Raw genomic sequence first — 26,358 nt, 5'->3', positions numbered from 1 at the left:
CGCGTGCCGGCGGAATTGGTCCTACCAACGCTCGACAAGGTGGCTCGACGGCCGCGAAACGGCCTTGGCCGCCGGTCCAACTGATAAAAAAACAGGCAATCTGTCTCACCCCCGCAACATCAAGCGGTACTGGCTGGGCGTTACACCCACCGTCGCCTTGAACTGCCGGGTGAAGGCGCTGTGGTCGCCGTAGCCGCAGGCCTGGGCGATCTCGGCCACGCTGGCCGGCCCCATCAACAGGCGCGAGGCGGCGTCCAGGCGGGCCTTGATGATCATCTGGCGCGGCGTCAGGTGGAAGATGCGCAGGAAGTAGCGCTCGATCTGCGCCACCGACATGTTCGCCGTGCGCGCCAGCTGGGTCAGCGGCAGCGGCTGGTCGAAGCGCTCCTGGATCATGCGCGCGGCGGCGGCCACCCTGGCGTAGGCCGGATTCTTCTGGTCGGCCATCGCCAGGTCGCGCGACACGCCGCTCAGGCCGACGATGGCGCCGGCCGCGTCGCGCAGCGCCACCTTGCGCGTCAGGCACCAGCCGGGGTCGCGGTTCGGGTACAGGTGCAGCTCCAGCTGGTCGTCGATGTCGGCGCCGCCGGCCAGCACCGCCAAATCCTGCGCCAGATAGGTCTGGCCGAAGGGATGGGCGAACACCTCGGCCGGCGTGCGGCCGATCAGCGCCGCCTTCTGCTTGACGCCGCAGCGCTTGACCAGCGCCTGGTTGACCACCACGTAGCGGCCCTCGACGTCCTTGACGAAAAAGACCACGTCGGGCAGCGCGTCGAACAGGTGCTCGGCGAAGAAGGCGTCGGCGATGCGGGCGCCGAGCGCGTCGCGGGCGTCGGCGGCTTGCGCTCGGTCTTGCTGCTGTGCTTGGGCCATCTGACTCCTTGCTGTGTGTTCGCCACTGCGCTGGCCTTCGATTAAACCACCGTTTGGCCTTTCTGTCACATCGAGATTGTGCCGATTTCGTCATCTTTGATGGCGGGCGCGTGCAAGACAGCGGGGCGCGGCGGGCATATGATTTAGCCATGAAACTCATCTCCATCATCGACTCCCACACCGGCGGCGAACCGACCCGCCTGGTCACCGCCGGCGGCCCCGACCTGGGCAACGGCCCCCTCTCCGAACGCCTGGCCACGCTGCGCCGCGAGCACGACCGGTTCCGCTCGGCGGTGGTGTGCGAACCGCGCGGCTCGGACGTGCTGGTCGGCGCCCTGCTGTGCGAAGCGCACGCCGCCGACTGCGTCGCCGGCGTCATCTTCTTCAACAACGTCGGCTATCTCGGCATGTGCGGCCACGGCACCATCGGCCTGGTTGCCTCGCTGGCCTATATGGGACGCATCGGCGTCGGCCGCCACCGCATCGACACGCCGGTCGGCGTGGTCGAGGCCGAACTGCACGCCGACGGCAGCGTCACCGTCGACAACGTCGCCTCCTACCGCAGCCAACAGCAGGTCAGCGTGAACGTGCCCGGCCACGGCGCGGTGGTCGGCGACGTCGCCTGGGGCGGCAACTGGTTCTTCCTGGTCGCCGAGCACGGCCTCGAACTGCGCGTCGACAACGTCGAGGCGCTGACCGCCTTCGCCGCCCGCGTCGGCGCGGCGCTGGCGCAGGCCGGCATCACCGGCGCCGACGGCGCCGAGATCGACCACATCGAACTGTTCGGCCCCTCGCGCAGCGGCGCCGACAGCCAGAACTTCGTGCTCTGCCCCGGCAAGGCCTACGACCGCTCGCCCTGCGGCACCGGCACCAGCGCCAAGCTGGCCTGCCTGGCGGCCGACGGCAAGCTGGCCGAGCACGCGCTGTGGCGCCAGGAGAGCGTCATCGGCAGCGTCTTCAGCGCCTCCTACCGCTACCGCGACGGCCAACTGATTCCCAGCATCCGTGGCCAGGCCTGGGTCAACGCCCAGGGCCAGCTGATCCTCGACACCAGCGACCCCTTCGTCTGGGGCATCCGCTGATGGCCCTGCTGTTAGGTTTCCGCCGGCCGCATGGGGGAGTCCGCGCGGCTGGTCTTTTCCACCGGAGCGCGCCATGACGGCGGACGTGATCGTGGTCGGCGCCGGCATCGTCGGCGCCGCCTGCGCCGACGCGCTGAGCATGCGCGGCCTGCGCGTCACCCTGGTCGAACAGGACGGCGTGGGCGGTGGCGCCACGGCGGCCGGCATGGGCCACCTGGTGGTGATGGACGACAGCGCCGCCGAGCTGGCCCTGTCGGCATATTCGATCCGGCTGTGGAACGAGCTGGTCGAGGCGGTGCCGCTGCGCCACGAGTACAGCCGCTGCGGCACCATCTGGATCGCCGCCGACGAGGAGGAGATGGCCGCCGCCCGCGCCAAGGCGGAGACCCTCGCCGGCCACGGCCTGGCCTGCGAACTGCTCGGCGCCGAGGCGCTGTATGCGCACGAACCGCAGCTGCGCGCCGGCCTGGCCGGCGGCCTGCTGGTGGGCGGCGACGCGCTGGTGTATCCGCCCAAGAGCGCCCGCATCCTGCTCGACAAGGCGCTGGCCCGTGGCGCCAAGCTGCTCTGCGCCGAAGTGGCCGCCATCGAGGACCATGGCGTGCTGCTGGCCGACGGCGGCCGCCTGCAAGCGCCGCACGTGGTGCTGGCCGCCGGCACGCGCGCCAGCGCGCTGCTGCCGGAATTGCCGATCCAGCCGAAGAAGGGCCACGTCGCCATCACCGACCGCTACCCCGGCTTCGTGCGCCATCAACTGGTGGAACTGGGCTACATCAAGAGCGCGCACGCCGCCAGCGGCGACTCGGTGGCCTTCAACCTGCAACCGCGTCCGACCGGACAAATATTGATCGGCTCGTCGCGCCAGTTCGGCAGCAGCGACCTGGCCGTCGACCCGGCGATGCTGACGCGCATGCTGCGCCACGCCACCGGCTTCACACCGGCGCTGGGCAAGATGAACCTGCTGCGCTGCTGGACCGGCCTGCGCGCCGCCAGCCCGGACGGCCTACCGCTGATCGGCCCCAGCGCGCTGCGCCACGGCCTGTGGCTGGCCACCGGCCACGAGGGCCTGGGCATCACCACCTCGCTGGCCACGGCCCAACTGCTGGCCGCGCAGATCTGCGGCGAGCGATCGGCGATCCCCTGCCAGCCGTATCTGCCGCAGCGCTTCGAAGCGCAAAGCGCTCCTGTCATGGCGGCCGGCCATGCGTAGCGCCGGCATGGACAGCGCCAGCATGGTTGGCGCCGAGGTCAGCCTGCGCATCGACGGCCGCGAGGTCAGCGTCGCCGCCGGCACCAGCGTGGCCGCCGCCATCGCCATGAGCGGCAGCCCGGTGACGCGCCGCTCGGTCGGCGGCATGCCGCGCGCGCCCTTGTGCGGCATGGGCGTGTGCCACGAGTGCCGCGTCTGCATCGACGACCTGCCGCACCAGCTGGCCTGCCAGACGCCGTGCGCGGCCGGCATGCGGGTGCTGACGGCGCAATCGCAGGAGGCGCGATGAGCAGTGCTACAAAGCTAGAAACAACGCAGGCGACAACGCCGACCACGGCGCGCGGCACGACGCGCGCCGTCGACCTGCTGGTGGTCGGCGCCGGCCCGGCCGGCTTGGCCGCCGCCCACGCCGCCGCGTCCAGCGGCACGCAGGTGCTGGTGGTCGACGACAACCCGCAGGCCGGCGGCCAGATCTGGCGCGGCGGCCCGCAACACCAGCCGGACCCGCGCGCGCGCGCGCTGTGGGACGCGCTGCAGGCCAACCCCAAGGTCGGCTTCCTGCACCAGGCGCGGGTGCTGTACGCGCCGGCGCCGGGCCAGTTGCTGGTGCAAACGCCGGACGGCGCCACAACGCTGGCCTACCAAAAACTGATACTCGCCACCGGCGCGCGCGAGCGCCTGCTGCCCTTCACCGGCTGGACCCTGCCCGGCGTGACCGGCGCCGGCGGCCTGCAGGCGCTGGCCAAGGGCGGCTATCCGCTGGCCGGCAAGCGCGTGGTGGTGGCCGGCTCCGGCCCGCTGCTGCTGGCGGTCGCCGCCACGCTGGGCGAGCGCGGCGCGCAGGTCGTCGCCATTGTCGAGCAGGCCGCCCCGCCCCGGCTGGCGCGCTTCGCGCTCGGCCTGCTGGCCACGCCGTCCAAGCTGACGCAAGCCTGGCAGCTGATGCGCCGCCTGCGCCGCGTGCCGTATTGGCGCGACAGTTTCGTGCGCTCGGTGAGCAGCCTGCTGGACGACGAACAAGCGGCGTTGTCGCAGGCGCCGGCCCTGCGCGTCACCGTGCAACGCGGCGGCGCCAGCGAAACGCTGGACTGCGACTATCTGGCCTGCGGCTACGGCCTGCTGCCCAATCTGGAACTGGCGCTGGCGCTCGGCTGCGCCAGCGAAGCCGGCGCGGTGCGCGTCGACCAGTGGCAGAAAAGCTCCGTGGCCGGCATCTACTGCGCCGGCGAGGGCACCGGCGTCGGCGGCGTCGACCTGGCGCTGGCCGAAGGGCGCATCGCCGGCCTGTCCGCCGCCGGCCGGCCCGAGCAGGCGCGCGGCCACTTCGCCGAACGGGCGCGCTGGCAGGCCTTCGCCGGCCGCCTGGCGCGCGCCTTCATCCTACGCCCCGAATTAATCTCGCTGGCCGACGACGACACCATCGTCTGCCGCTGCGAGGACGTTTGCCATGGCGAGCTGCGGCAGCACAACAGCTGGCGCAGCGCCAAGCTACACAGCAGATGCGGCATGGGCCCTGCCAGGGCCGCATCTGCGGCGGCGCCACCGAGCTGCTGTACGGCTGGCGTCCCGACTCCGTGCGTCTGCCGATTTCGCCGGCGCGCATCGACAGCATCACCGCTTCATAACCGCAGTCACAACAACCAGGAGAACAGCATGGCCGCAGCAAAATGGGAAGGCGTATTCCCCGCAGTCACCACCAAGTTTAAGCCGAACGAGGATCTCGACCACGACGCCATGGAGCGCCACTTCGCCTTCCAGATCGACAGCGGCGTGCACGCCCTGCTCACCTGCGGCTCGCTCGGCGAAGCCAGCACGCTGTCCTTCGACGAGAAGCTGGCCGTCACCCAGACCGCGCTGCGCGTCGCCGCCGGCCGCGTGCCGGTGCTGGTCAACGTGAGCGAGACACGCACGCTGAACGCCTGCCGCTTCGCCGCCCAGGCGCACGAGATGGGCGTGCAGGGCCTGATGGTGATGCCGTCGGTGCTGTACGCGGCCGATGCGCGCGAGGCCAAGGAGAACCTGCGCACCATCGCCGACGCGGCGCAACTGCCGATCATGGTGTATAACAATCCGGTCACCTACAAGGTCGACCTGACGCCGGAGGACTTCCAGGACCTGGCCGACTGCGAGTGGATCGTCGCCATCAAGGAGTCGACCGACAACGTGCGCCGCATCACCGACCTGCGCAACGCCGTCGGCCAGCGCTACCAGCTGTTCATGGGCGTCGACGACCTGTCCTTCGAGGGCCTGGCGGTGGGCGCCGACGGCCTGTTGGCCGGCCTGGTGGTGGCCTTCCCCAAGGAGACCGTGGCGCTGTACAAGCTGATGAAGGCCAAGCGCTGGGACGAGGCGCTCAAGCTGTACCAGTGGTTCATGCCGCTGATGCACCTCGACGTGTCGACCAAGCTGGTGCAAAACCTGAAGCTGGTCGAGACCCTGGCCGGCGTCGGCAACGAGAACGTGCGCCGGCCGCGCCAGCCGCTGCAGGGCGCCGAGCGCGAGCGCGTCAGCGCCATCGTCAACCAGGCGCTGGCCACCCGGCCCGACCTGAGCCGCCTGTTCTAATCTAGTCCAGCCCTTCCGGGCCGGCCATCCGCCGGTCCAAGCCCGAGCGCCAGCCGTCCGCCACCCCGTCGGCGGCGCGCTCCGGGCCGGCGGCCAGCCTTATCCGGCCGGGCCGCCGCCTGCCTCCCCGCCGCCGTCGCGCCGCAACCACAAGTCCAGCGAATCCTTAATTAATATCAATAAACAAGTGACTCGGCCTTGTGCCGTGTCAACAGTCCGGCGATAATTTGAATGGTAATGATTCTCATTTAAGCCAGCAAAGCGTGTGACGGCGTGGTAGCCAGCGAATCCCCATATTTAACCAGGACTATTCATGGCACTCAACAAAACCCCGCTCGCGCTGCTCGTCGCACTGGCCGTTCAATCGCTCTACGCCACCGCCCAGGCGGCCGAGGCCGGCCCAACGCCGGCCGCCGCCGCCGAGCAAACCATGACGGTGGTGACCGTCAGCGGCAGCCAGGACAGCGGCTACAACACCACCAGCGCCAGCAGCGCGACCAAGACCGAGGCGCCGCTGCGCGACATTCCGCAGACCGTCAACGTGGTGCCGCAGGAGCTGCTGCGCGACCAGGCGGCACGCTCGATGCAGGACGTGCTGAAGGCGGTGCCGGGCATCGGCCTGTCGACCGGCGACGGCCAGCGCGACCAGGTGACCATCCGTGGCTTCTCCGCCATCGCCGACCAGTTCATCGACGGCATGCGCGACGATTCGATGTACTTCCGCGACCTCTCCAACATCGAACAGGTCGAGGTGGTCAAGGGGCCGGCCTCGGTGCTGTACGGGCGCGGCTCGTCGGGCGGCTTGATCAACCGGGTCAGCAAAAAACCCGGCGTCGAGCGCAGCGAGGTGAGCGTGCAGGCCGGCAGCAACGCGCAAAAACGCGCCGAGTTCGACCTGGCGCGCAAGCTGCCGGAGCAGGCCATGGCGCTGCGCGTCACCGGCGCGGTGGAGGATTCGGGCAGCTACCGCGAGCAGCAGTTCCTGCAGCGCGAGGCGCTGGCGCCGTCGCTGCAGTTCAAGCTGGGCGCCGCCACCACGCTGCTGCTGCAGGCCGAGTACCTGCACGACAAGCGCCTGACCGACTTCGGCGTGCCGTCCTACCAGGGCCGCGTGGTCGACGTGGCGCCGGGCACCTACTACGGCGCCGCCAACGCCAAGGACAAGGACTACAGCGAGACGCGGGTGCACTCGCTCGGCTTCACGCTGGAGCACCGCCTCAACCAGGACTGGTCGCTGCGCAACGCCTTCCGCCACTACGACTACTCGCTCGACCGCAACAACACCCTGGTCGGCTCGGTCAACGAGGCGGCCAAGACCGCCTCGCTCACGCGCGGCAACGTCAAGCGCGACGAGCACGGCTACTTCAACCAGACCGAGTTGACGCAAAAGGCCACGCTGGACGGCATGCCGCACCAGCTGCTGTACGGCCTGGAACTCGGCCAACAGACCAAGGACATCCTGAACCGCTCGCAGACCAACGTCGCCACCGTGTCGCTGTTCAACCCGGTCAATCCGGTGGTGCCGTTCACCGCCGGCGGCGCACCGGGCAGCGACAACCGCGGCACCTTCAAGGTCGCCGCCGCCTATGTGCAGGACCTGGTCAGCTTGACGAGCCAATGGAAGGCGCTGGCCGGGCTGCGCTACGACCGGTTCGAACAGCGGACCGAGGACCACCGCGCCGGCCAGCCCAACCTGGGCCGCACCGACCGCAGTTGGAGTCCGCGCGCCGGCCTGGTCTACCAGCCCAGCGCGACGCAGTCCTACTACGCCTCGTTCAGCCGCTCCTTCCAGCCGTCGGCGGAGAACGCGGCGCTGGCCGCCAACAACGCCGAGCTCGATCCTGAAATCACCAAGAACAAGGAGGTCGGCGCCAAGCTCGATCTGTTCGGCGGCAAGGCCACGGCCGGCATCTCGCTGTTCCGCCTCGAACGCACCAACATGAAGCTGACCGACGCGGTCACCAACAAGCTGGTGCAGATGGGCACCCAGCGCACCGACGGCATCGAGCTGACCTTCAGCGGCGAGTTGGGCGAGGGCTGGAAAACCTGGGCCGGCTACGCCCTGCTCGACGCCAGCATGGTCGCCTCGCTGGCCAAGGACGACGGCCAGCTGGTGCAGGGCAAACGGCCGACGCTGACGCCGCGCCACAGCGCCAACCTGTGGCTCAGCAAGGCGCTGGGCGGCGGCTACGGCGTCGGCGCCGGTGTCAACTACGTCGGCGACCGCTTCGCCAATCCGGGCAACACGGTGACCCTGCCCAGCTTTGTCACCGCCGACGCGATGGCCTACTACCGCAGCGGCAAGGTCGAGCTGCAGCTCAACGCGCAGAACCTGTTCGACCGCCAGTACATCGTCGCCGGCCACGGCAGCAGCAAGAACCTGAACCTGCCGGGCGCGCCGCGCTCGCTGCAACTGACGGCGCGCTACCGCTTCTAACACCGGCGCTAGCTTAGGGTCAGACCCTGAGGGTCTGACCCTGGGTGGCTGCGGGGTTCGCCGGCGCCACCTCAACCCCAGTCGTGCTCCTTGGTCTTGCCGGTCGCCACCAGCGCGGCCAGGCTGAGCAGCGCGGCGGCGGTCAGGTAGTAGCCGACGTACTGCAGGCCGTGGTTGGTCGCCAGCCAGGTGGCGATGTAGGGCGCCAACGAGGCGCCCAAAATACCGGCCAGGTTGAAGGTCAGCGAGGCGCCGGTGTAGCGCACCTCGGCCGGGAACAGCTCGGACAGCATGGTGCCCAACGGGCCGTAGGTCATGCCCATCAATCCCAATCCCAGCGACATGAACAGGGTCACCTCCCAGGCGCTGCCGGAGCCGAACATCGGCGCCAGCACCAGGCCGAACAGGGCGATCGCCGCCGACACGGCGATCAAGGTCTGGCGCCGGCCGTGGCGGTCGGCCAGCACGGCGGCGAGCGGAATGGTCAGGCCGAAGAACAGCACCGAGAACAGCTGCAAGATCAGGAAGTCCTTGCGCGAGAAGCCCAGCGCCGTGGTTCCCCAGCTCAACGCGAACACCGTCATCAGGTAGAACAGCACGAAGGTGGCCATGGCGATCAGGGTGCCCAGCACCAGCACGCGGCCGTGGTCGCGGAACACCGCCACCACCGGGATCTTGACGCGCTCGTTCTTGTCGAGCACCTGCTGGAAGGCCGGCGTCTCGGTGATCTTCAGGCGCACGTACAGGCCCACCAGCACCAGCAGCGCGCTGGCCAGGAAGGGGATGCGCCAGCCGAAGCTGAAGAACTCGGCGTCGCTCAGGGTCTGGCTGAGCAGCAGGAATATGCCGCCCGAAAGGAAGAAGCCGATCGGCGCGCCCAGCTGCGGGAACATGCCGTACCAGGCGCGTTTGCCGGGCGGCGCGTTCTCGGTGGCCAGCAGCACGGCGCCGCCCCACTCGCCACCCAAACCCAGACCCTGGCCGAAGCGGCACAGCGCCAGCAGCAGCGGCGCGGTGGTGCCGATCGCCGCGTAGGTCGGCAGCAGGCCGATCGCCACCGTCGACAGGCCCATCGTCAGCAGCGCCGCCACCAGGGTGGCCTTGCGGCCGACGCGGTCGCCGAAGTGGCCGAACACGGCCGAGCCGACCGGGCGGGCGAAGAAGGCGATGGCGAAGGTGGCCAGCGATTGCAGCGTGGCGGCGGCGGCGTCGCCGGCCGGGAAGAACAGCGTGGGGAACACCAGCACGGCGGCGGTGGCGTAGATGTAGAAGTCGAAGAACTCGATGGTGGTGCCGATCAGGCTGGCGAACAGCACGGTGGCCGGCGAATTGGTCTTGGCGGCGGCCGCCGCGGACGGCGGCTTCGGTTGAGGCAAGGACATGGGTAGCGCTCCAATTGGGGAGGGTGCGTGAACACTGCGGGTGGCTCGGATGGGCGACGGGAGACACAGTGCGGGCGCGCGGCGGCGCCGCCGATTGGCGGCACGGCGGCACGGCGGCAGGTGCCGGTCGCGGCAGCGGGACGGTGGCAAACGGGCGCAAGGGTGGTCGGCCGGTTTGCCGCGAGCGCCGCAGTCGGGCGCTACGCTTGCGGGGCGCCCGGGGTCGGTGACGGGGGGCGCTGTCCTGCTGAAACGAGGCATGATACGCGGCGCCGGCGGCAACTGCCAAGCGCCGCGAGGGGGGCTGCGTAATACTACGCAGACTGCGCGGACGGCGTTTCCTGCCGCCGCGCGGGGGCAGGAATGGGCGCGGCGGCGGCCCGGCGCGGCACGCGCGAAGGCGGCGCCGCGCGAGCGCGCCCGCACCGCCGGCGCCTAGGAGGCTAGGCGGCCGCTTCGATACGGCTGAAGGCGGCGTCGATCTGCGCGGCCTCGAGCGGCCGCACCAGGCGCGCCAGCTCGACGCCGTCGCGCAGGAAGATCAAGGTCGGCCACAGCTTGACGCGGAAGGAGCGGCCCAGCGCGCGGCCCGGGCCGTCCTCCACCTTGATGTGGCGCACGCCGCCGTGGCCGGCGTAGGCCTCGGCCAGCGGCGCCTGGGTGGCGCGGCAGTGGCCGCACCAGTTGGCGCCAAACTCCAGCAGCACGGCGCCGGCCAGGGTGTCGATCTCGGCGCGTTCGGGCGCGTCGGCTTGATAGATGGTTTCCATGCTGTTCTCCACGAGGTGCTGCCGTGGCCCGGCCGCGCGGCGGCGCGGCGGGTCGACGGCGAAAATTGGGGGTCTACGATTTCGGCTTGACACCGGCGCACGGGTCGGGACGGCTCTGCGGCGCCAAGGGATGGCTGGCGTCGTAGCGGCCGGCCGTCTCCCTGCCCTCGCCCTTGCCTTCGACGAAGCCCTCGCTGCGCAGCGTCAGCTTGGGTTCGATGCGGTCCAGCCAATACGGCACGCCGACGTCCTTGCGCACATGGCCGTTGCCGGCGATGAGGACGACGTCGCGCGGGCGCTGGTCGCGGATCAGTTTGGCCATCCAGATGTCGCGCGCCACCTGGGCGTCGACCATGCCGCCGACCATCGCCTCGGGCAGCATATTGCAGTGGCCGGCGACGATCTCCTCTTGCTGCGCGGCGCGCAGGGCGGCCGGCAGCGGCTCGCCCAGGCGGTACTCGGCCACCACCAGCGGATTGAAGGACGAGGCGACGCCGTCGCGCACCACGCGCGAGGCGTCGGCGCGCGACAGGTTGACCGCCACCAGCGGCAGTTGGTACTCCAGCGCCAGCTCGATCAGCGGACGGTACTGCTGCCAGTCCCAGCGCGGCCCGCCGATCACGCGGATCAGGCACTCGGCGTCCAGGCAGCCGGCCTGCGCCTTGCTCAGCAAGTCCTGCCGCTCGCGGTCGAACTGCTCCATGGCGATGGCCGGCCGCCAGCCCGCCTCGACGCGCCGGCGCAGCAGCTCGTAGCGCTGGCGGTGGCCCTGGGCGTTGTCGTGCACCTCGCCGAGCAGCAGCACCTGCGGCTGCCCGGCCGCTGCGGCGGCGGCCGGCGCGGACGGCGCGGCGGCCGTCCTGGCGGCGCCGGCGCCGCCGGACTTGAACAGGCCGCAGCCGCCCGCGCCCAGCAGCAGGGCCAGCGCGGCGGCCAAGGCGGCGGCCCGGGCGGGAACGGCGCGGCGGCCGGTGGAATTCGGTGTCGTCATGGTTCTGCTTCTTCCGCAACATGCATCCCGGAGTGGATGCGCAAACGCCTGCGCAGTATGCCACGCGCCAAATTTATCGCGCAAGCGGCGCCTGCCGCGCGGCGCCGGCCGGCACGCTCCACCAGGCCAGCGCGGCGCCGGCCAGCAGCAGCGCGCCGGCGCAGTACAGCGCGGCGCGCATGCCGTCCATCGCGGCGGCCGGCGTGGCGCCGGCCGCCAGCGCGCCCAACAGCGCCACGCCGACGGCCCCGCCGACCTGGCGCGCCGTGTTGAGCACGGCCGAGGCGACGCCGGCCCGGCCCGGCCCGACGCCGGCCAGGATGGCGCCGGTCATGGCCGGCACCGCCAGCCCCATGCCGGCCGGGATCAGCAGCAGGCCGGGCAGCATGTCGAGGAAGCCGGCGCCGGCCGACACGCCCAGCAGCGCCAGCAGCGCATAGCCGGCGCCGCCGACCAGGGCGCCCAGCAGCATCGGCGCGCGCGGCCCGGTGCGCGCGGCCAGCGCGCCGCTGGCCAGGTTGGCGAGGATGAAGGTGGCCGTCAGCGGCAGGAAGGTCAAGCCGGCCTGCCACGGCGTCATGCCGCGCACGCCCTGCAGGTACAGGCTGAGCACGAACACCACGCCGTAGTAGCTGAGATTGACCAGCGCGCCGAACAGCACCGGCCCGCTGAAACCGCGCCGGGCGAACAGGGCCGGCGGCAGCATCGGCGCGGCGGCGCGCCGCTCGACCCGGACGAAGGCGGCGCCGGCCAGCACGGCGGCGGCCAGGCCGGCCAGCACCGCCGGTGCGGCCCAGCCCAGCTGCGGCGCCTCGATCACCGCGCCCACCAGGGCGCCCAGCGCGACGATCGCCAACAGCTGGCCGGCCAGGTCGAAGCCGCGCCCCGGCGCGCGCGGCGGCGTGGCCGGCAGCACACGCCAGGCCAGCCAGAAGCCAGCCAGGCACAGCGGCAGGTTGATCCAAAAGACCGCGCGCCAGCCGGCCAGCGCCAGCAGCAGGCCGCCCAGCGGCGGCCCGGCGGCGATCGACACGCCGCCGGCGGCGGTCCAGCAGCCCACCGCCCAGGCCAGGCCGGCGCGGTCGTCGGCGTAGGCGGCGTGCAGGATGGCCAGCGAGTTCGGCAGCAGCAGCGCCGCGCCGGCGCCCTGCGCCAGCCGCGCCAGGTTCAGCGCCGCCACCCCGGGCGCCAGCGCGCAGCCCAGCGAGGCCAGCGCGAACAGCAGCAGGCCGGCGAGGAAGACGGCGCGCGCGCCGAGCCGTTCGCCGAGCGCGCCCCCCGACAGCAGCAGCGCGGCGAAGCCCAGCGTGTAGGCGTCGACCACCCACTGCAGCGCGGCCAGGCCGGCGCCCAGCTGCCGCCCCATCTGCGGCAGCGCCACGTTGACGATGCTGACGTCGAGCTGGACCAGGACGAAGGCGACGCTGCTGGCCAGCAGGATCGCCGCCGGCGCCGGCGGCGAAGGCAGCGACGGCGGCGAGGACGGAAGCGGGGACGGGGACGGGAACATGGCGCGGGCCTGGACGGTGGACGGGTGCTGAAACTATAGCGCCGCCCACACATCCTGAAAAATGAATAATAATGTCGACACCCATCATATTTACAGAAGGAACAACCATGGACCTGTCGGCGCTGAGGATCTTCAAGGCGGTGGCCGAGGAAGGCAGCGTGACCCAGGCCGCGCTGCGCCTGCACCGCGTGCAGTCGAACGTGTCGGCGCGCCTGACCCAGCTCGAGGAGTCGCTCGGCGTCGCGCTGTTCCACCGCGCCGGCCGGCGCCTGCTGATCTCGGCCGAGGGCGAGCGCCTGCTCGACTACGCCGGCCGCCTGCTGGCCCTGGCCGGCGAGGCCGAGGCCTCGGTGCGCGGCGAGCAGACGCCGTCCGGCGTGCTGCGCATCGGCGCCATGGAGACCACGGCGGCGGCCCGCCTGCCGCGCCTGCTGGCCGCCTTCCACCGCGACCATCCGCAGGTCGAGCTGCAGCTCGAGACCGGCCCCACCGACGAGCTGCTGCAGGCGGTGTTGCAGCACCGCCTGGACCTGGCGCTGGTGGCCGCGCCGGTCGGCCACGCCGAGCTGGCCCAGCAGGAGGTGTTCGACGAGGAGCTGGTGCTGCTGACCGACGCCGGCCACGCCCCGGTGGCCACGCCGCGGGACGTCGCCAAGCGCACCCTGCTGGTGTTCCGCGCCGGCTGCGCCTACCGCCGCCGGCTCGAGGCCTGGTTCGCCGAGGCCGACGTCGGCATCGCCCGGGTCTGCGAGTTCGGCACCTTCGAGGCCATCCTCGGCTGCGTCGCCGCCGGCATGGGTGTGGCGTTGATGCCACGCGAGGTGCTGCGCCAGCGCGGCCTGGCCGACAGCATCGCCTGCCACACGCTGCCGGCGCGCACGGCGCGCGTCAAGACCGTGCTGGTCTGGCGCGCCGACGTGCTGCGCCAGCCGGCCCGCCAAGCCTTCGCCGCCAGCCTGCTGGCCTGAACCGGCGGCGCAACGGCGCCTCCGAGAAGCCGGCCGGCACCGGCGAATAAGTTGCATGTTGGCAAAAATAAATTACTATATGCAAATATAGATATCAATTTTGAATCGAATGTGCTCTAATCACGTTGTGGAACAAGTTTGCGTTTCACCAAAGTAAGTCGCGTGATGGTCGATCGGGCCGGCAGTGCGCAGTGCCCCAACACCGGAAAGAAAACATATGTTCAAGCTCACCAGCCCCCGCATGGCCGCAGCCCTGCTGCTCGCCCTGGCCGGCGCCGCCCAAGCGGCCCCCGCCCCCGCCCCCGCCGCAAGCCGCGTCGCCACCTTCGACAACAGCAGCTGCGCGCAGGCCGCGCCGAACGACGCCTGCGGCTTCGCCGGCTCGACGGAGGAGGAGCCCGGCGCCCCGGCGGCCAACCCGGCGGTCTACGACGAGGCGGCGGCGCCGGTGCCGGAACCGGTCACCGTGCTGATGCTGCTGCTCGGCCTGGCGCTGCTCGGCCTGACGGGCGGACGCCGCCAAGCCTCGGAAAAATTCGCCGACTAGGCGCCGCCGCCGCAAAAAAAATCCCGCCTCGTCGGCGGGATTTTTTTATGCGCGGGAGCCGCGCGCCGCTACAAGCCGCAGACGGCATGCACATTGCTCAACGCAATGCCGTGCGACAAGGCGCGGAAGACGCAGCCGAGCTTGTCGACGCCGTGGTCGGTCGCCGCCACGGCGCCAACAAACAGGGCCAGCACCACGCCGGCCAATATCAGGGTTCCCTTGATCAGATCTTTATTCATGCTGCGCCATGGGCGGAAGTCGATTGGTCCCCATTCTAGCCCGCCGCGCTGGCGCCAGGCAATCGGCGCAGCGCGCCGGCCGGCTCAGGCGGTGACCTTGGCGTCCGCCGTGGCGACGTCGGCATGGCCGGCCTCGACCGGCGTGACGAGCGGCATGCGCAGCATGAAACTGGCGCCCTGGCCGAGCGTGCTGCTCACCGTGATGGTGCCGGCAAACTGCTTGACGATCAAGTTGAACACGATGTTCAATCCCAGGCCGGTGCCGCCCTGGCCGCGCCGGGTGGTGACGAAGGGGTCGAACACCTTGTCGAGCATGTCGGGCGGGATGCCCTTGCCGTCGTCGACCACCTGCATCTCGATCCAGTCGCCGTCGCGCTTGACGTTGATGCCGATGCGGCCCTCGGCCTCGGGCTCGAAGGCGTGCTCGAGGCAGTTCAACGTCAGGTTGGTGATCACCTGGGCCAGCGCGCCGGGGTAGCTGTCGAGCACGATGTCGGCCGGGCAGGCTATGGCCACCGCGATCCGCGTCTTCTTCAGCTTCGGCTGCAGGCTCGAGACCACCTCGCCGATGTAGTCGCGCAGCTCGAAGCGGCGGCGCGCCTCGCTGACCTGGTCGACGGCGATCTGCTTGAAGCTGTGGATCAGGTGGGCGGCGCGGTAGGCGTTGTTCATGATCAGGCGGGCGCTTTCGCCGGCCGTCTCCAGGTAGCGCAGGATGTCGGACTTCTTGATGTTGCCCTCGGCCACGTCCTGGCGCACCTTGTCGGTCGCCTCCATCAGCACCGAGGCGCTGGTCAGGGCGATGCCGACCGGCGTGTTGATCTCGTGGGCGACGCCGGCCACCAGGCCGCCCAGCGAGGCCAGCCGCTCGGCCTGCAGCAGCGACTCCTGGGTGCGCTGCAGGTCGTCCATGGCGCGCGCCGTCGCCTGCGCCGACTTGCGCGCCTCGTCCTCGGCCTCGCGGATGCGGGCGATGATCGACTTGATCTTGCGCTGGATGGCGTTGAAGCCGCGGATCACCTCGCCGAGCTCGTCGCGCCGGTTGTCGGCCAGCTCCTCGACCTCGTCGCTGCCGCGGGTGGCCAGGTCGAACAGGCCGTCGCGCAGCTGTTTCAGGGGGTCGAACACGATGCGCAGGCTCAGCGCCAGCGCCGCCACCAGGATCGAGTCGAGCAGCAGCACCTCGATGACCTTGCGGCGCACCTCGGCGGCCAGGGTGGCGTCGATCTGGGCGCGGCTGAAGTTGACCACCACGCGGCCGACGATCACCGGCTTCAAGGCGGCGCCGGCGGCGCCCGAGTCGCGGTAGGCCAGCTCGGCCACCACCGCCGAGCCGGGCACCGGCGAGTCGGTGTCGAGGCTGGCGACGCCGCCGTTGTCGCGCCGCAGCTTGCCGGAGAACAGGCCGACCGAGGTGTCGTAGACGCGGATCGCCACCAGCTCGGGCGGCAGCATCTCGGCGGCGACGATGTTGTCGACCTTGGCCTTGTCCAGGTCCCACAGCGCCGACGGCAGGCTGGTCTGCAGGCGCGTCAGCACCCCCTGGCGCAGGCGCTGGTTGCCGACCTCGAGCTCGTGGCCCAGGCTGTACTGGGCGTAGGTGCCGGAAATGCCCAGCACCACCGTGACGATCAACACGAACAGCAGTGTCAGCCGACCTTGGATTCCAAACATCTCCCCCCCCTCCTCGCCCGCGCGGGACGACCGCTGTTTTCGACGGCAACGCCCCAATGTACGGGAAGCCCCGCGACTTGGCAAGAAGTTGCCGCCGCGCGCCGCCGCGCGCGCGGCGGCGCGCCGGGGCGCCGCCTGACGCAGCGCAACGTTGCGAAGCGTCAATGCAGGGCGCGGCAGACATGGCCGGCCGGCAATGGTAAGATCGGACAAAGCGATCAGGGAGGATGTATGACCACCAACTACCAGCAGCTGCCGTTGGCGCAAGTGCTACCGGGCATGAGCTTGTCGGACGAGCTGCTCGACGTGCAGGGCCACGTGCTGCTGCCGCAGGGCACGGTGCTGAGCGAGGCGATGATCGCGCTGATGCCGCGCCACGGCATCGCCGTGCTGCCGATCGCCCTGCAGCCCGTCTCGGCCGGGCAACTGGCCGCCGAACGCGAACAACGGCTCGAGCGCATCGCCCACCTGTTCCGCAAGAACGACCCGGAGGCGGAGCAGGACTGGGCCACCGCCCTGCTGCGCAGCCACGTCAGCCACTTCCGCGCCGGCGCGCCGGGGGAGCCGGCATGAGCGCCGCCGCCGCCCCCGCCCCGCTGCCGCTGAGCTACGACGACGTCGTCAAGAATTTGGACGGGCCTGCCGTCGCTGCCGGCGGTGGTCATGGAGCTGCTCAACAGCATCGACCAGGAGGATGTCGACATCTCGGTGCTGGCCAAGAAGGTGTCGAACGACCAGGCGCTGACGGCCAAGACCTTGCGCCTGGCCAACTCCTCGCTGTACGGCCTGCAGATCAAGGTGACCACCATCCAGCAGGCGATCACCTACCTGGGCTTCCAGACCACGCGCAACCTGATCACGGCGGCGGCCGTCACCGGCTGCTTCGCCGAGGGCCGCTGCCACGGCTTCGACCACCGCGCCTTCTGGCGCCACTCGATCGCCACCGCCGCCTGCGCCAAGGTGCTGGCGCGGCAGATGCGCTTCAACCAGGACTACGCCTTCACCGCCGGCCTGCTGCACGACATCGGCCGGCTGGTGCTGGTGGCCAGCTTCCCCGAGCGCTACGAGCAGGCGCTGGCCTACCGCGCCGAGCACGACTGCTTCATGCTCGACGCCGAACGGGCCGTGCTGGGCATCGACCACGTCGAGGCCGGCATGGCGCTGGCCGAGCACTGGAACTTCTCCGACACCATGCGGCTGGCCATCGGCGGCCACCACGACCCGGAAAAGCCGGGCGCCGGCTTCCTCGCCGCCATCATCCACGTGGCCGACGCGGTGGTCCACGCGCTCGACCTGGCGCAGGCGCCCGACGGCCTGGTGCCGCCGGTCTCGCCGGTGGCCTGGAACGCCCTCGGCCTCGACGAGGCCGTCTACCTGCAGCTGTTCCGCGAAACCGAGCTGCAGTACGAGGAGATCACCATGGCCCTGCTCTCCTGAGCAAGGCCGGCCGCGCGCCGCCGGGGCGCCGGCCCGGCCCGCCTCAGTGGTGGGCGTAGTTGCCGCCGGCTTCCTTCTTGTCGCCACGGTCTTCCTGCTTGGGCCGGCCCTGGGCGTCGGACAGGCGGTACTTGGTGCGCCGGTCGCCCATCAAGTCGCGCAGGTCGCGGATGCTCATGCCGGTCACCTCGTGCATGCGGATCAGCAGCGAGGCGCCGACCGGCAGGCGGTGGTGGCGGATCTTGCTGATCACCGGCGGCGCCACTTCGAGCAGGCGCGACAGGGCGGCGTCGTTCTTCAGCTGCATCTTGCCGAGCAGGATGTCGAGCAGATGGTTGGGGTTGTAGCTCTCTTGGGATGCAAGCGCGTGATGTGCCATGATTTTCCTCGTCTGTGTTGGTGAATCAAATAGTGCGGTTCCGAACTTAAGGGCGACTTAGAGACCCCCGCCAGGGTTGTTGCCTACCTCCCCGCCCGCGCCTGGCGCGCCGGCGGCGATTCCAGCCACTCTCGCCCTCCTTTTTTGCATTGTAATTTAAACAATATTCTATACCTAAATTGCTAGTTTCCCCCTTGGCGGGCACCAGCGAAGATTGTGTAAGATCAATCATTGGCTGGAAAGCTTGACAACTTTGATGCCATTTCAACACATGGCGGCGATGGGTGGCGCACGCAAGAACCTGTAGGAAATTGTTACAAAATGGCAGGCAGGCCGGCCGGCGGCCCCGCCGCCGCCCGGACAACTGTGAAATGTCGGGCGCGGCGGCCGCGACGCGGCGGCGCAAAGGAGGGAAAAGCGGGGCGGGGGACGGCGGGACGCGCGGCGGGGCGCCGGCCGGCCGGCTAGCGTCGCGCAAGTGGAACCGGGGGGCTCAGGCGGTGGTGTCGATATGCCGGCCCAGGGTGGCGCGCTCCTGCTGCGCCTTGACCTGCCGCTGCGCCACCTCGACCCGGGCGCCGGCCTGGCGCTGCTGCTCGGCCTTGGCGGCCTGCTCGCGCTCGCCCAGCCTGGCGGCCGACTCGGCCGCCTTGCCGCCGGCGCGCGCCTGCTGGCTGCGCTCGGCCTGCTGGCTGTCGTCGGCGCGCCGCTCGCCGCGGCGCTGGGCGGTCTGCTGCAGATTGGCGGCCGGCGTGGCGGGACCGGCGGGGGCGGCGGGACGAACGGACATGGCGGGCTCCAATCGAGGGGGGACGGCGCCGGACATTGCCGGCGGGCTACATCTTTACTGTAGAGCGCGGCGGCGGGAATGCAAGCAAAAAACCGCGCCGGCGCCGCCGGACAGGCTATCCGCCACGGCAATTTACGTTACACTTACGCCTATCCGGCCGGCGCGCCGCCGCGCCACCGCCACCCTGCGGCCGCAGTGCCCGGCCCGGCCGCCGCGCCCCGCCCGGCGCGCCGCGGCCCCGCCACCGCGCCCTCACACAAGAAGCACACGCCCCATTGAAAACCAAGACCCCAGTCCAGCCGCACTACTTCATCCCCGAGCCGCTCGACAACACGCGCCTGGCCCACCTGTGCGGCCCGCTCGACGAGAACCTGCGGCAGATCTCCGCCGCGCTCGACGTCACCATCTTCCGCCGTGGCGAAAAGTTCATCGTCAGCGGCAGCAACGCCGAGCGCGCCGTCGAGATCCTCGAGCAGTTCTACCAGATCGCCAACAAGGTGGTGCCGATCGAGGAGGTGCAACTGGCCCTGGTCGAGCAGCGCGCCGGCCTGTCGGCCGCCAGCGAGCACCACGCCCCGACCGCCTTCGTCGAACCCGACATCGCCAGCCCGGTGCTCAAGACGCGCCGCACCGACCTGCGCGGCCGCACGCCGCACCAGATCAAGTACCTGCGCCACATCCTCGAGCACGACATCAGCTTCGGCGTCGGCCCGGCCGGCACCGGCAAGACCTACCTGGCGGTGGCCTGCGCCGTCGACGCCCTCGAGCGCGACGCCGTCAAGCGCATCATCCTGACCCGTCCCGCCGTCGAGGCCGGCGAACGGCTCGGCTTCCTGCCCGGCGACCTGGCGCAGAAGGTCGACCCCTACCTGCGCCCGCTGTACGACGCGCTGTACGACCTGCTCGGCTTCGACCGCACGCAGAAGATGTTCGAGAAGCAGATCATCGAGGTGGCCCCGCTGGCCTACATGCGCGGGCGCACCCTGAACCACGCCTTCGTCATCCTCGACGAGGCGCAGAACACCACCGTCGAGCAGATGAAGATGTTCCTGACCCGCATCGGCTTCGGCAGCAAGGCCGTGGTCACCGGCGACGTCACCCAGATCGACCTGCACAAGAGCCAGAAGAGCGGCCTGGTCGACGCCATCGCCGTGCTGCGCGAGGTGCGCGGCATCGCCTTCACCCAGTTCGGCAGCGAGGACGTGGTGCGCCACCCGCTGGTGGCGCGCATCGTCGACGCCTACGAGGCGGCGCAGGAAGCCAACGCCGACATCACCCATTTGATCAAACCCACCGCCGTCAAAAATGTCCGAAAAAAATAAACTCTCGCTGTCGGTGCAATACCCCGACGCCCGCCTGCAGGCGAGCATCACCCGCGCCAAGGTGCGCCGCTGGGTCCAGGCCGCGCTGCTGGCGCCGGCCGAGCTGACCATCCGCTTCGTCGCCGCCGCCGAGGGCCAGGCGCTGAACCGCGACTACCGCGGCAAGGACTACGCCACCAACGTGCTGACCTTCGCCTACAACGAGGGCGAGCAGATGGCCGACGACGCGCCGACCCAGGCCGACATCATCCTCTGCACCGACGTGCTCGAGCGCGAGGCGGCCGAGCAGCACAAGACGGTCGAGCAGCACACCGCCCACCTGATCGTCCACGGCGTGCTGCACGCCCAGGGCTACGACCACATGGACGACGCCGAGGCCGCCGAGATGGATGGCTGGAGACCGAGATCCTGGCCGCGCTGGGCATCGCCGATCCCTACGCCGACGCGGCCGGCTAAGTCCACCGATGGCGGCGCAGGCGGACATGTCCTTTTGACAAAATCCGTTTGTCCCGTCCATTTGGTGTATCCTATACCCCTTCGAAACAACGGCTCACGCCTCCTATGCAAGAGCACCCTAGTGGCGTCAAGACTGACGCCAAGCCCCACCGGTCACTGTTTGAACGCCTGACCGCACTGATTTCCCCCGAGCCCGAGAACCGCGCGGAACTGCTCGAAGTCCTGCATGACGCCCACGAACGCAACCTGATCGACGCCGACGCCCTGTCGATGATCGAAGGCGTGTTCCAGGTGTCGGACCTGTCCGCCCGCGACATCATGATCCCCCGCTCGCAAATGGACGTGATCGACATCTCCAAGCCGATCGAGGAATGGATGCCGACCGTGCTGCAGACGGCGCACTCGCGCTTCCCCGCCATCGAGGGCGAGCGCGACAAGGTGATCGGCATCCTGCTGGCCAAGGACCTGCTGCGCTACTACGCCGAGGAGTCCTTCGACGTGCGCGACATGCTGCGCCCGGCCATCTTCATCCCCGAGTCGAAACGCCTGAACGTGCTGCTGCGCGACTTCCGCGCCAACCACAACCACATGGCCATCGTGGTCGACGAGTACAGCGGCGTGGCCGGCCTGATCACCATCGAGGACGTGCTCGAGCAGATCGTCGGCGACATCGAGGACGAGTACGACTTCGACGAGGAGGAGGACAACATCCTCTCGATCAAGGAGGGCGTGCACGGCCCGCGCTGGCGCATCAAGGCGCTGACCGAGATCGAGCAGTTCAACGAGGAGCTCGACACCGCCCTGCCCGACGACGACGTCGACACCATCGGCGGCCTGGTCGCCAAGCACCTGGCGCGCATGCCGCACAAGGGCGACGTGTTCGACTTCGAGCACCTGCGCTTCGAGGTGCTGCGCGCCGACGCCCGGCAGATCCACGTGCTGCTGGTGGAAAAACTGCCGACCGCGCCAGGCGACGACGCCTGACATGCGTTTTCGCTCCGCCCGCCCCGACGCCCCTCCCCCGCCCCAACGCAGCACCCGTGGCCGCATGGCCATCGCCGCGCTGGCCGGCGCCGGCTGCGTGTTCTCCTTCGCCCCCTTCGGCTGGTGGCCGCTGCAGATCCTCGGCCTGGCCGTGCTGTTCTACCAGGTGCTGCGCAGCGCCGCGCCGAAAAGCGCGGCGCTGGTCGGCTGGGCCTTCGGCTTCGGCTGGACCGCCGCCGGCACCCACTGGCTCTACGTCTCCCTGCACAACTTCGGCGGCATGGCCGCGCCGCTGGCGGCCGCCGCCGTCGCCCTGCTGGCCTTCGGCATGGGCGCCTACGTCGCCCTGGCGATGGGCGCCGCCGCCTGGCTGCGCCGGCGCTGGGCGCTGCCGCTGCCGGCCGCCAACCTGCTGCTGCTGCCGGCCATGTGGGCGCTGTTCGAATGGATCCGTGGCTGGCTGTTCACCGGCTTCCCCTGGCTGTCGGCCGGCTACGCCCACAACCACGGCCCGCTGGCCGGCTACGCCGCCATCGTCGGCGTCTACGGTCTAGGCTGGCTGGCCGCCGTCTGCGCCGGCGCCCTGCTGCTGCTGGCGCACCGCACGCGCTGGCGCGCCGCCGGCCTGGCCGCCGGCATCATGCTGGCCGGCCTGGGCCTGGGCCGGCTGCACTGGACCCACGCCGAGGGCAAACCGATCAGCGTCCGCCTCTTGCAGGGCAACGTCCCGCAGGACGAGAAGTTCAACGGCGCCCACGTCATGGCCACGCTGCGCCAGTACCAGGAGGCCATCATGGCCGCCCCGGCCGACCTGATCGCCACGCCGGAGACGGCGGTGGTGCTGCTGCCGCAGCAGCTGCCGCCCGACTACCTGCCGACGCTGGCCCAGTTCACCCAGAAGACCGGCAGCAGCCTGGTGCTCGGCATCCCGCTGGCCGACAGCCCCAGCGTCTACCACAACAGCGTGATCGGCATCGCGCCGCGCGCCGGCGCCGCCGCCTACCGCTACGACAAGCACCACCTGGTGCCGTTCGGCGAGTTCATCCCGCTCGGCTTCCGCTGGTTCGTCGACCTGATGTCGATCCCGCTGGGCGACCAGACCCGTGGCGCCGCCGTGCAGCCGGCGCTGGCCGTCAAGGACCAGCGCGTGCTGCCCAACATCTGCTACGAGGACTTGTTCGGCGAGGAGATCGCCGAGCAGCTGAACCACCCGGCCGCCGGCCAGCCGCCGGCCACCATGCTGCTCAACGTCTCCAACCTGGCCTGGTTCGGCGCCACCATCGCCATCCCGCAACACCTGCAGATCTCGCAGATGCGCACGCTGGAGACGGGCCGGCCGATGCTGCGCGCGACCAACACCGGCGCCACCGCCGTCATCGACGGCCGTGGCGTGGTGCAGGCCCAGCTGGCGCCCGACACCCGTGGCACCCTGGCGGCGACGGTGCAGGGCATGGCCGGCAGCACGCCGTACATTCTCTGGGGCAACAAACTATTCCTCGCCCTGGCCGCCCTGGCCCTGGGCGGCGCCTGGCTGGCGGCGCGGCGAAATGCCGCGTCGCGGGCGAAAAACCCGGCGCAAGCCGCTTGAACTCTGCTTAAACTCACCAGCCGCCCGCTAAAACCCGCTAAAATTAGCCGCTTTAGCGAACCTGCAACCGCTCGCGCACCGCTGCGCACTACCGACCAAACAAGATGCTCACATTTCAACAAATCATTCTGACCTTGCAAACCTACTGGGACAAGCAAGGCTGCGCCCTGCTCCAGCCCTACGACATGGAGGTCGGCGCCGGCACCTTCCACACCGGCACCTTCCTGCGCGCGATCGGACCGGAGCCTTGGCGCGCCGCCTACGTGCAGCCCTCGCGCCGCCCCAAGGACGGCCGCTACGGCGAGAACCCGAACCGCATGCAGCACTACTACCAGTACCAGGTGGTGCTCAAGCCGGCGCCGGAAAACATCCTCGACCTGTACCTCGGTTCGCTGGCCGCGCTCGGCCTGGACCTGCAGCAGAACGACGTGCGCTTCGTCGAGGACGACTGGGAAAGCCCGACCCTGGGCGCCTGGGGCCTGGGTTGGGAAGTCTGGTTGAACGGCATGGAGGTGACCCAGTTCACCTACTTCCAGCAGGTCGGCGGCCTCGATTGCAAGCCGGTGCTGGGCGAGATCACCTACGGCATCGAGCGTTTGGCCATGTACCTGCAGGGCGTCGAGAACGTCTACGACCTGGTCTGGACCGAGTGGGAAGAAAACGGTATCAGCAAGAAGCTGACCTACGGCGACGTGTTCCACCAGAACGAGGTCGAGCAGTCGACCTACAACTTCGAGCACGCCAACACCGATCTGCTGTTCGCCCAGTTCGCCAACCACGAGTCCGAGGCCAAGCGCCTGATCGAGTTGCAGCTGACCCTGCCGGCCTACGAGCAGATCATGAAGGCCTCGCACAGCTTCAACATGCTCGACGCCCGCGGCGCCATCTCCGTCACCGAGCGCGCCGCCTACATCGGCCGCGTGCGCACCTTGTCGCGCCTGGTCGCGCAAGCCTACTACGACTCGCGCGAACGCCTGGGCTTCCCCATGCTCGGCACCGCAGCGGCAGCAGCCTAAGCCCCACAGAATATGAACAATATGAACCAGACCCTCCTCATCGAACTGCTGACCGAAGAGCTGCCGCCGAAGGCGCTGGCCAAACTGGGCGCCGCCTTCGCCGCCGGCATCGTCAACGGCCTGAAAGCGCGCGACTTCCTCGAGGCCGACAGCGTCGCCACCTCGTTCGCCTCGCCGCGCCGCCTGGCCGTGTCCATCACCAAGGTGCGCGCCACCTCGCCGGACAAGGCGATCCGTGAAAAAGTCCTGCCGGTCAGCGTCGCCCTCGACGCCAACGGCAACGCCACCGCGCCGCTGGCCAAGAAACTGGCCGCGCTGGGCTTTCCCGAACTCACCGTGGCCGAGCTGGAACGCGCCGTCGACGGCAAGGCCGAGAGCTTCTTCTACACCCACACCGCCGCCGGCAGCGCGCTGCACACTGGCCTGCAGGCCGCGCTGGAGGAGTCCGCCGCCAAGCTGCCGATTCCAAAACTGATGAGCTACCAGCGCCCCGACGGCACCACCGTGCAGTTCGTCCGCCCGGCGCACAGCCTGGTGGCCCTGCACGGCGCCGCCGTGCTGCCGCTGACCCTGCTCGGCCTGGCCGCCTCCAACACCAGCCTGGGCCACCGCTTCCTGATGGCCGCCGGCAGCCAACAAATCGTCATCGCCGACGCCGACAGCTACGCCGCCACCCTGGCCTCCGAAGGCAAGGTCATCGCCGGCATCGAGCAGCGCAAGGAGAAGATCCGCGCCGCCCTGCTGGAGAAGGCCGGCGCCGACCAGGTGCTGATGCCCGAGGCCCTGCTCGACGAGGTCACCGCGCTGGTCGAATGGCCGGTGGTCTACGAGTGCCGCTTCGAGGACGAGTTCCTCGCCGTGCCGCAGGAATGCCTGATCCTGACCATGCAGACCAACCAGAAGTACTTCGCCCTGACCGACACGGCCGGCAAGCTGCGCTCGCGCTTCCTGATCGTCTCCAACATCGAGACGGCGACGCCGGCCGCCATCGTCGGCGGCAACGAGCGCGTGGTGCGTCCGCGCCTGGCCGACGCCAAGTTCTTCTTCGAGCAGGACAAGAAGAAGACGCTGGAATCGCGCCTGCCGCTGCTCGACAAGATCGTCTACCACAACAAGCTGGGCACCCAGGCCGCGCGCGGCGAGCGCGTCGCCGCGCTGGCCGGCCACATCGCCACCCTGATCGGCGGCGACGCCACGCTGGCGATCCGCGCCGCCAAACTGTCCAAGGCCGACCTGGTCACCGACATGGTCGGCGAGTTCCCCGAGCTGCAAGGCATCATGGGCACCTACTACGCCCGCAACGACGGCGAACACGAGGACGTGGCGCTGGCCGCCTCCGAGCACTACCAGCCGCGCTTCGCCGGCGACAGCCTGCCGAGCACCGTCACCGGCACCGCCGTGGCGCTGGCCGACAAGCTCGAAACCCTGGTCGGCATCTGGGCCATCGGCCTGGCGCCGACCGGCGACAAGGACCCGTTCGCGCTGCGCCGCCACGCCCTCGGCGTGCTGCGCATGCTGATCGAGAAGCGCCTGGCGATCTCGATCGGCGCGCTGCTGTCGACCGCCGCGAAAATGTTCGACTTCGTCGCCGGCTTCAAGGACCCGTCGGCCGATATCTACACCTTCATGATCGACCGCCTGCGCGGCATCCTGCGCGAGCGCGGCTTCTCGCCCAACGAGATCGAGGCCGTGGTGGCGCAGAACCCGGACCGCCTGGACGACATCGTGCAGCGCCTGGAGGCCGTGCAGGCCTTCGCCGCGCTGCCGGAGAGCGCCTCGCTGGCCGCCGCCAACAAGCGCATCACCAACATCCTGAAGAAGAACGAGGAGGCGCTGAGCGCCTCCGGCAACACCGGCGTCAACGCCGCGCTGCTGGTCGACACGGCCGAGAAGAACCTGGCCGCCGCCGTGCTGCGCGTGCAGCCGCTGGTCGACGCCGCCTTCGCCGCCGGCGACTTCGCCGACACGCTGAAAACGCTGGCCCAGCTGCGCGACGACGTCGACGCCTTCTTCAACGACGTCATGGTGATGGCCGAGGATGTCGCCCTGCGCAACAACCGCCTGGCCCTGCTGTCCTCGCTGCACGGCATGATGAACCGCGTCGCCGACATCTCGAAACTGGCGGCATAAATGGGAGC

At 70.0% G+C, this 26,358-nt stretch carries 22 protein-coding genes and 3 pseudogenes; 16 read left to right on the top strand and 9 right to left on the bottom strand.

All coding sequences use genetic code 11. The features are described from left to right. Nucleotides 1-105: 105 nt before the first annotated feature. Nucleotides 106-873: a helix-turn-helix transcriptional regulator gene (locus tag QC826_RS03095; protein WP_099415374.1), complete on the bottom strand. Its 768-nt coding sequence runs from the start codon at nt 871-873 to the stop codon at nt 106-108. Between the two features lie 149 nt (nt 874-1,022). Here QC826_RS03095 and QC826_RS03090 point away from each other — a divergent pair, with 149 nt between their 5' ends. From QC826_RS03090 to QC826_RS03065, 6 genes and pseudogenes are all read left to right on the top strand, one after another. Then, nucleotides 1,023-1,955 (top strand): 4-hydroxyproline epimerase, encoded by a 933-nt coding sequence (locus QC826_RS03090; RefSeq protein ID WP_279764348.1) that lies wholly within the window; start codon nt 1,023-1,025, stop codon nt 1,953-1,955. 73 nt (nt 1,956-2,028) lie between these two features. Beyond that, entirely contained in the window at nt 2,029-3,165 is a 1,137-nt protein-coding gene (locus tag QC826_RS03085; RefSeq protein ID WP_279764347.1) for an FAD-binding oxidoreductase, read from the top strand. Further along, nucleotides 3,158-3,454, top strand: a complete 297-nt coding sequence (locus QC826_RS03080; RefSeq protein WP_279764346.1) for a (2Fe-2S)-binding protein — start codon at nt 3,158-3,160, stop codon at nt 3,452-3,454. Before QC826_RS03085 ends, QC826_RS03080 begins: the two co-directional genes overlap by 8 nt. Further along, nucleotides 3,451-4,790, top strand: a pseudogene (locus tag QC826_RS03075) (FAD-dependent oxidoreductase). Before QC826_RS03080 ends, QC826_RS03075 begins: the two are co-directional and overlap by 4 nt. Nucleotides 4,791-4,818: 28 nt before the next feature. Next, entirely contained in the window at nt 4,819-5,730 is a 912-nt protein-coding gene (locus QC826_RS03070) for a dihydrodipicolinate synthase family protein (protein ID WP_279764345.1), read from the top strand. A 313-nt stretch (nt 5,731-6,043) separates the two neighbouring features. Next, nucleotides 6,044-8,167, top strand: coding sequence for a TonB-dependent siderophore receptor (locus QC826_RS03065; protein WP_279764344.1), 2,124 nt, complete (start codon nt 6,044-6,046; stop codon nt 8,165-8,167). 71 nt (nt 8,168-8,238) lie between these two features. Here the strand turns inward: QC826_RS03065 and QC826_RS03060 are convergent, their stop codons facing one another. From QC826_RS03060 to QC826_RS03045, 4 genes are all read right to left on the bottom strand, one after another. Then, nucleotides 8,239-9,549 carry an MFS transporter gene (locus QC826_RS03060; protein ID WP_279764343.1) on the bottom strand — a complete coding sequence of 437 codons (1,311 nt, stop codon included), beginning with the start codon at nt 9,547-9,549 and terminating at the stop codon, nt 8,239-8,241. A 443-nt stretch (nt 9,550-9,992) separates the two neighbouring features. Further along, the gene (locus QC826_RS03055) at nt 9,993-10,319 is read right to left on the bottom strand and encodes a thioredoxin family protein (RefSeq protein ID WP_279764342.1); all 327 of its coding nucleotides are present in this window, start codon (nt 10,317-10,319) and stop codon (nt 9,993-9,995) included. A gap of 73 nt (nt 10,320-10,392) precedes the next feature. Then, nucleotides 10,393-11,310, bottom strand: coding sequence for a ChaN family lipoprotein (locus tag QC826_RS03050; RefSeq protein ID WP_279764341.1), 918 nt, complete (start codon nt 11,308-11,310; stop codon nt 10,393-10,395). Nucleotides 11,311-11,383: 73 nt separating this feature from the next. Then, on the bottom strand, nt 11,384-12,820 hold the full coding sequence (locus QC826_RS03045; RefSeq protein ID WP_279764340.1) for an MFS transporter: 1,437 nt from the start codon (nt 12,818-12,820) through the stop codon (nt 11,384-11,386). Nucleotides 12,821-12,927: 107 nt separating this feature from the next. Between QC826_RS03045 and QC826_RS03040 the strand changes: the two genes are divergently transcribed. Together QC826_RS03040 and QC826_RS03035 are read left to right on the top strand one after the other, a co-directional pair. Next, on the top strand, nt 12,928-13,788 hold the full coding sequence (locus tag QC826_RS03040) for a LysR family transcriptional regulator (RefSeq protein ID WP_279764339.1): 861 nt from the start codon (nt 12,928-12,930) through the stop codon (nt 13,786-13,788). Nucleotides 13,789-14,005: 217 nt separating this feature from the next. After that, on the top strand, nt 14,006-14,335 hold the full coding sequence (locus QC826_RS03035; RefSeq protein ID WP_279764338.1) for a PEP-CTERM sorting domain-containing protein: 330 nt from the start codon (nt 14,006-14,008) through the stop codon (nt 14,333-14,335). A gap of 68 nt (nt 14,336-14,403) precedes the next feature. Here QC826_RS03035 and QC826_RS03030 read toward each other — a convergent pair whose 3' ends face one another. Together QC826_RS03030 and QC826_RS03025 are read right to left on the bottom strand one after the other, a co-directional pair. Further along, nucleotides 14,404-14,574 (bottom strand): hypothetical protein, encoded by a 171-nt coding sequence (locus QC826_RS03030; RefSeq protein WP_279764337.1) that lies wholly within the window; start codon nt 14,572-14,574, stop codon nt 14,404-14,406. 84 nt (nt 14,575-14,658) lie between these two features. Then, nucleotides 14,659-16,248, bottom strand: coding sequence for a sensor histidine kinase (locus QC826_RS03025; RefSeq protein WP_279764336.1), 1,590 nt, complete (start codon nt 16,246-16,248; stop codon nt 14,659-14,661). Between the two features lie 231 nt (nt 16,249-16,479). Between QC826_RS03025 and QC826_RS03020 the strand changes: the two genes are divergently transcribed. Beyond that, a complete protein-coding gene (locus QC826_RS03020) occupies nt 16,480-16,821 on the top strand; it encodes a hypothetical protein (protein ID WP_279764335.1) in 342 nt (113 codons plus the stop codon). After that, nucleotides 16,818-17,685 (top strand): annotated as a pseudogene (locus tag QC826_RS03015) (HDOD domain-containing protein). The gene QC826_RS03020 and the pseudogene QC826_RS03015 overlap by 4 nt, the downstream one beginning before the upstream one ends. Before the next feature lie 43 nt (nt 17,686-17,728). Here QC826_RS03015 and QC826_RS03010 read toward each other — a convergent pair. After that, nucleotides 17,729-18,064, bottom strand: coding sequence for a hypothetical protein (locus tag QC826_RS03010; protein WP_279764334.1), 336 nt, complete (start codon nt 18,062-18,064; stop codon nt 17,729-17,731). 493 nt (nt 18,065-18,557) lie between these two features. Continuing rightward, nucleotides 18,558-18,854 (bottom strand): hypothetical protein, encoded by a 297-nt coding sequence (locus QC826_RS03005; RefSeq protein ID WP_279764333.1) that lies wholly within the window; start codon nt 18,852-18,854, stop codon nt 18,558-18,560. Nucleotides 18,855-19,129: 275 nt separating this feature from the next. Here QC826_RS03005 and QC826_RS03000 point away from each other — a divergent pair, with 275 nt between their 5' ends. The 6 genes and pseudogenes from QC826_RS03000 (at nt 19,130) to glyS (ending at nt 26,350) form a co-directional block, all read left to right on the top strand. Further along, on the top strand, nt 19,130-20,176 hold the full coding sequence (locus QC826_RS03000; protein ID WP_093382725.1) for a PhoH family protein: 1,047 nt from the start codon (nt 19,130-19,132) through the stop codon (nt 20,174-20,176). Beyond that, nucleotides 20,160-20,632, top strand: a pseudogene (gene ybeY / locus QC826_RS02995) (rRNA maturation RNase YbeY). Before QC826_RS03000 ends, ybeY begins: the two are co-directional and overlap by 17 nt. Nucleotides 20,633-20,737: 105 nt before the next feature. Continuing rightward, nucleotides 20,738-21,616 (top strand): HlyC/CorC family transporter, encoded by an 879-nt coding sequence (locus tag QC826_RS02990; RefSeq protein ID WP_279764332.1) that lies wholly within the window; start codon nt 20,738-20,740, stop codon nt 21,614-21,616. Nucleotide 21,617: 1 nt separating this feature from the next. Beyond that, nucleotides 21,618-23,204 (top strand): apolipoprotein N-acyltransferase, encoded by a 1,587-nt coding sequence (gene lnt / locus QC826_RS02985; RefSeq protein ID WP_279764331.1) that lies wholly within the window; start codon nt 21,618-21,620, stop codon nt 23,202-23,204. Between the two features lie 104 nt (nt 23,205-23,308). Then, a complete protein-coding gene (gene glyQ, locus QC826_RS02980; protein WP_093382714.1) occupies nt 23,309-24,220 on the top strand; it encodes a glycine--tRNA ligase subunit alpha in 912 nt (303 codons plus the stop codon). A gap of 21 nt (nt 24,221-24,241) precedes the next feature. Further along, the gene (gene glyS, locus QC826_RS02975) at nt 24,242-26,350 is read left to right on the top strand and encodes a glycine--tRNA ligase subunit beta (RefSeq protein ID WP_279764330.1); all 2,109 of its coding nucleotides are present in this window, start codon (nt 24,242-24,244) and stop codon (nt 26,348-26,350) included. Nucleotides 26,351-26,358: the final 8 nt, after the last annotated feature.

It is taken from the genome of Rugamonas sp. DEMB1 (assembly GCF_029834475.1).
Lineage (GTDB): Bacteria > Pseudomonadota > Gammaproteobacteria > Burkholderiales > Burkholderiaceae_D > Rugamonas > Rugamonas rubra.
Note: the sequence above shows the minus strand (reverse complement) of the source record. Positions and strands in the feature narration are given on the sequence as shown.

Excerpts from the sequence above, each read along its gene's own strand:
- glyS (WP_279764330.1), top strand. The coding sequence starts at position 24,242 with ATGAACCAGACCCTCCTCATCGAACTGCTGACCGAAGAGCTGCCGCCG.
- QC826_RS03055 (WP_279764342.1), bottom strand. The coding sequence starts at position 10,319 with ATGGAAACCATCTATCAAGCCGACGCGCCCGAACGCGCCGAGATCGAC.
- QC826_RS03010 (WP_279764334.1), bottom strand. The coding sequence starts at position 18,064 with ATGGCACATCACGCGCTTGCATCCCAAGAGAGCTACAACCCCAACCAT.
- QC826_RS03070 (WP_279764345.1), top strand. The coding sequence starts at position 4,819 with ATGGCCGCAGCAAAATGGGAAGGCGTATTCCCCGCAGTCACCACCAAG.
- QC826_RS03050 (WP_279764341.1), bottom strand. The coding sequence starts at position 11,310 with ATGACGACACCGAATTCCACCGGCCGCCGCGCCGTTCCCGCCCGGGCC.
- QC826_RS03045 (WP_279764340.1), bottom strand. The coding sequence starts at position 12,820 with ATGTTCCCGTCCCCGTCCCCGCTTCCGTCCTCGCCGCCGTCGCTGCCT.
- lnt (WP_279764331.1), top strand. The coding sequence starts at position 21,618 with ATGCGTTTTCGCTCCGCCCGCCCCGACGCCCCTCCCCCGCCCCAACGC.
- QC826_RS03080 (WP_279764346.1), top strand. The coding sequence starts at position 3,158 with ATGCGTAGCGCCGGCATGGACAGCGCCAGCATGGTTGGCGCCGAGGTC.
- QC826_RS03090 (WP_279764348.1), top strand. The coding sequence starts at position 1,023 with ATGAAACTCATCTCCATCATCGACTCCCACACCGGCGGCGAACCGACC.
- QC826_RS03035 (WP_279764338.1), top strand. The coding sequence starts at position 14,006 with ATGTTCAAGCTCACCAGCCCCCGCATGGCCGCAGCCCTGCTGCTCGCC.
- QC826_RS03095 (WP_099415374.1), bottom strand. The coding sequence starts at position 873 with ATGGCCCAAGCACAGCAGCAAGACCGAGCGCAAGCCGCCGACGCCCGC.
- QC826_RS03005 (WP_279764333.1), bottom strand. The coding sequence starts at position 18,854 with ATGTCCGTTCGTCCCGCCGCCCCCGCCGGTCCCGCCACGCCGGCCGCC.
- QC826_RS03040 (WP_279764339.1), top strand. The coding sequence starts at position 12,928 with ATGGACCTGTCGGCGCTGAGGATCTTCAAGGCGGTGGCCGAGGAAGGC.
- QC826_RS03030 (WP_279764337.1), bottom strand. The coding sequence starts at position 14,574 with ATGAATAAAGATCTGATCAAGGGAACCCTGATATTGGCCGGCGTGGTG.
- QC826_RS03060 (WP_279764343.1), bottom strand. The coding sequence starts at position 9,549 with ATGTCCTTGCCTCAACCGAAGCCGCCGTCCGCGGCGGCCGCCGCCAAG.
- QC826_RS03065 (WP_279764344.1), top strand. The coding sequence starts at position 6,044 with ATGGCACTCAACAAAACCCCGCTCGCGCTGCTCGTCGCACTGGCCGTT.
- QC826_RS02990 (WP_279764332.1), top strand. The coding sequence starts at position 20,738 with ATGCAAGAGCACCCTAGTGGCGTCAAGACTGACGCCAAGCCCCACCGG.
- QC826_RS03085 (WP_279764347.1), top strand. The coding sequence starts at position 2,029 with ATGACGGCGGACGTGATCGTGGTCGGCGCCGGCATCGTCGGCGCCGCC.
- QC826_RS03020 (WP_279764335.1), top strand. The coding sequence starts at position 16,480 with ATGACCACCAACTACCAGCAGCTGCCGTTGGCGCAAGTGCTACCGGGC.
- QC826_RS03025 (WP_279764336.1), bottom strand. The coding sequence starts at position 16,248 with ATGTTTGGAATCCAAGGTCGGCTGACACTGCTGTTCGTGTTGATCGTC.
- glyQ (WP_093382714.1), top strand. The coding sequence starts at position 23,309 with ATGCTCACATTTCAACAAATCATTCTGACCTTGCAAACCTACTGGGAC.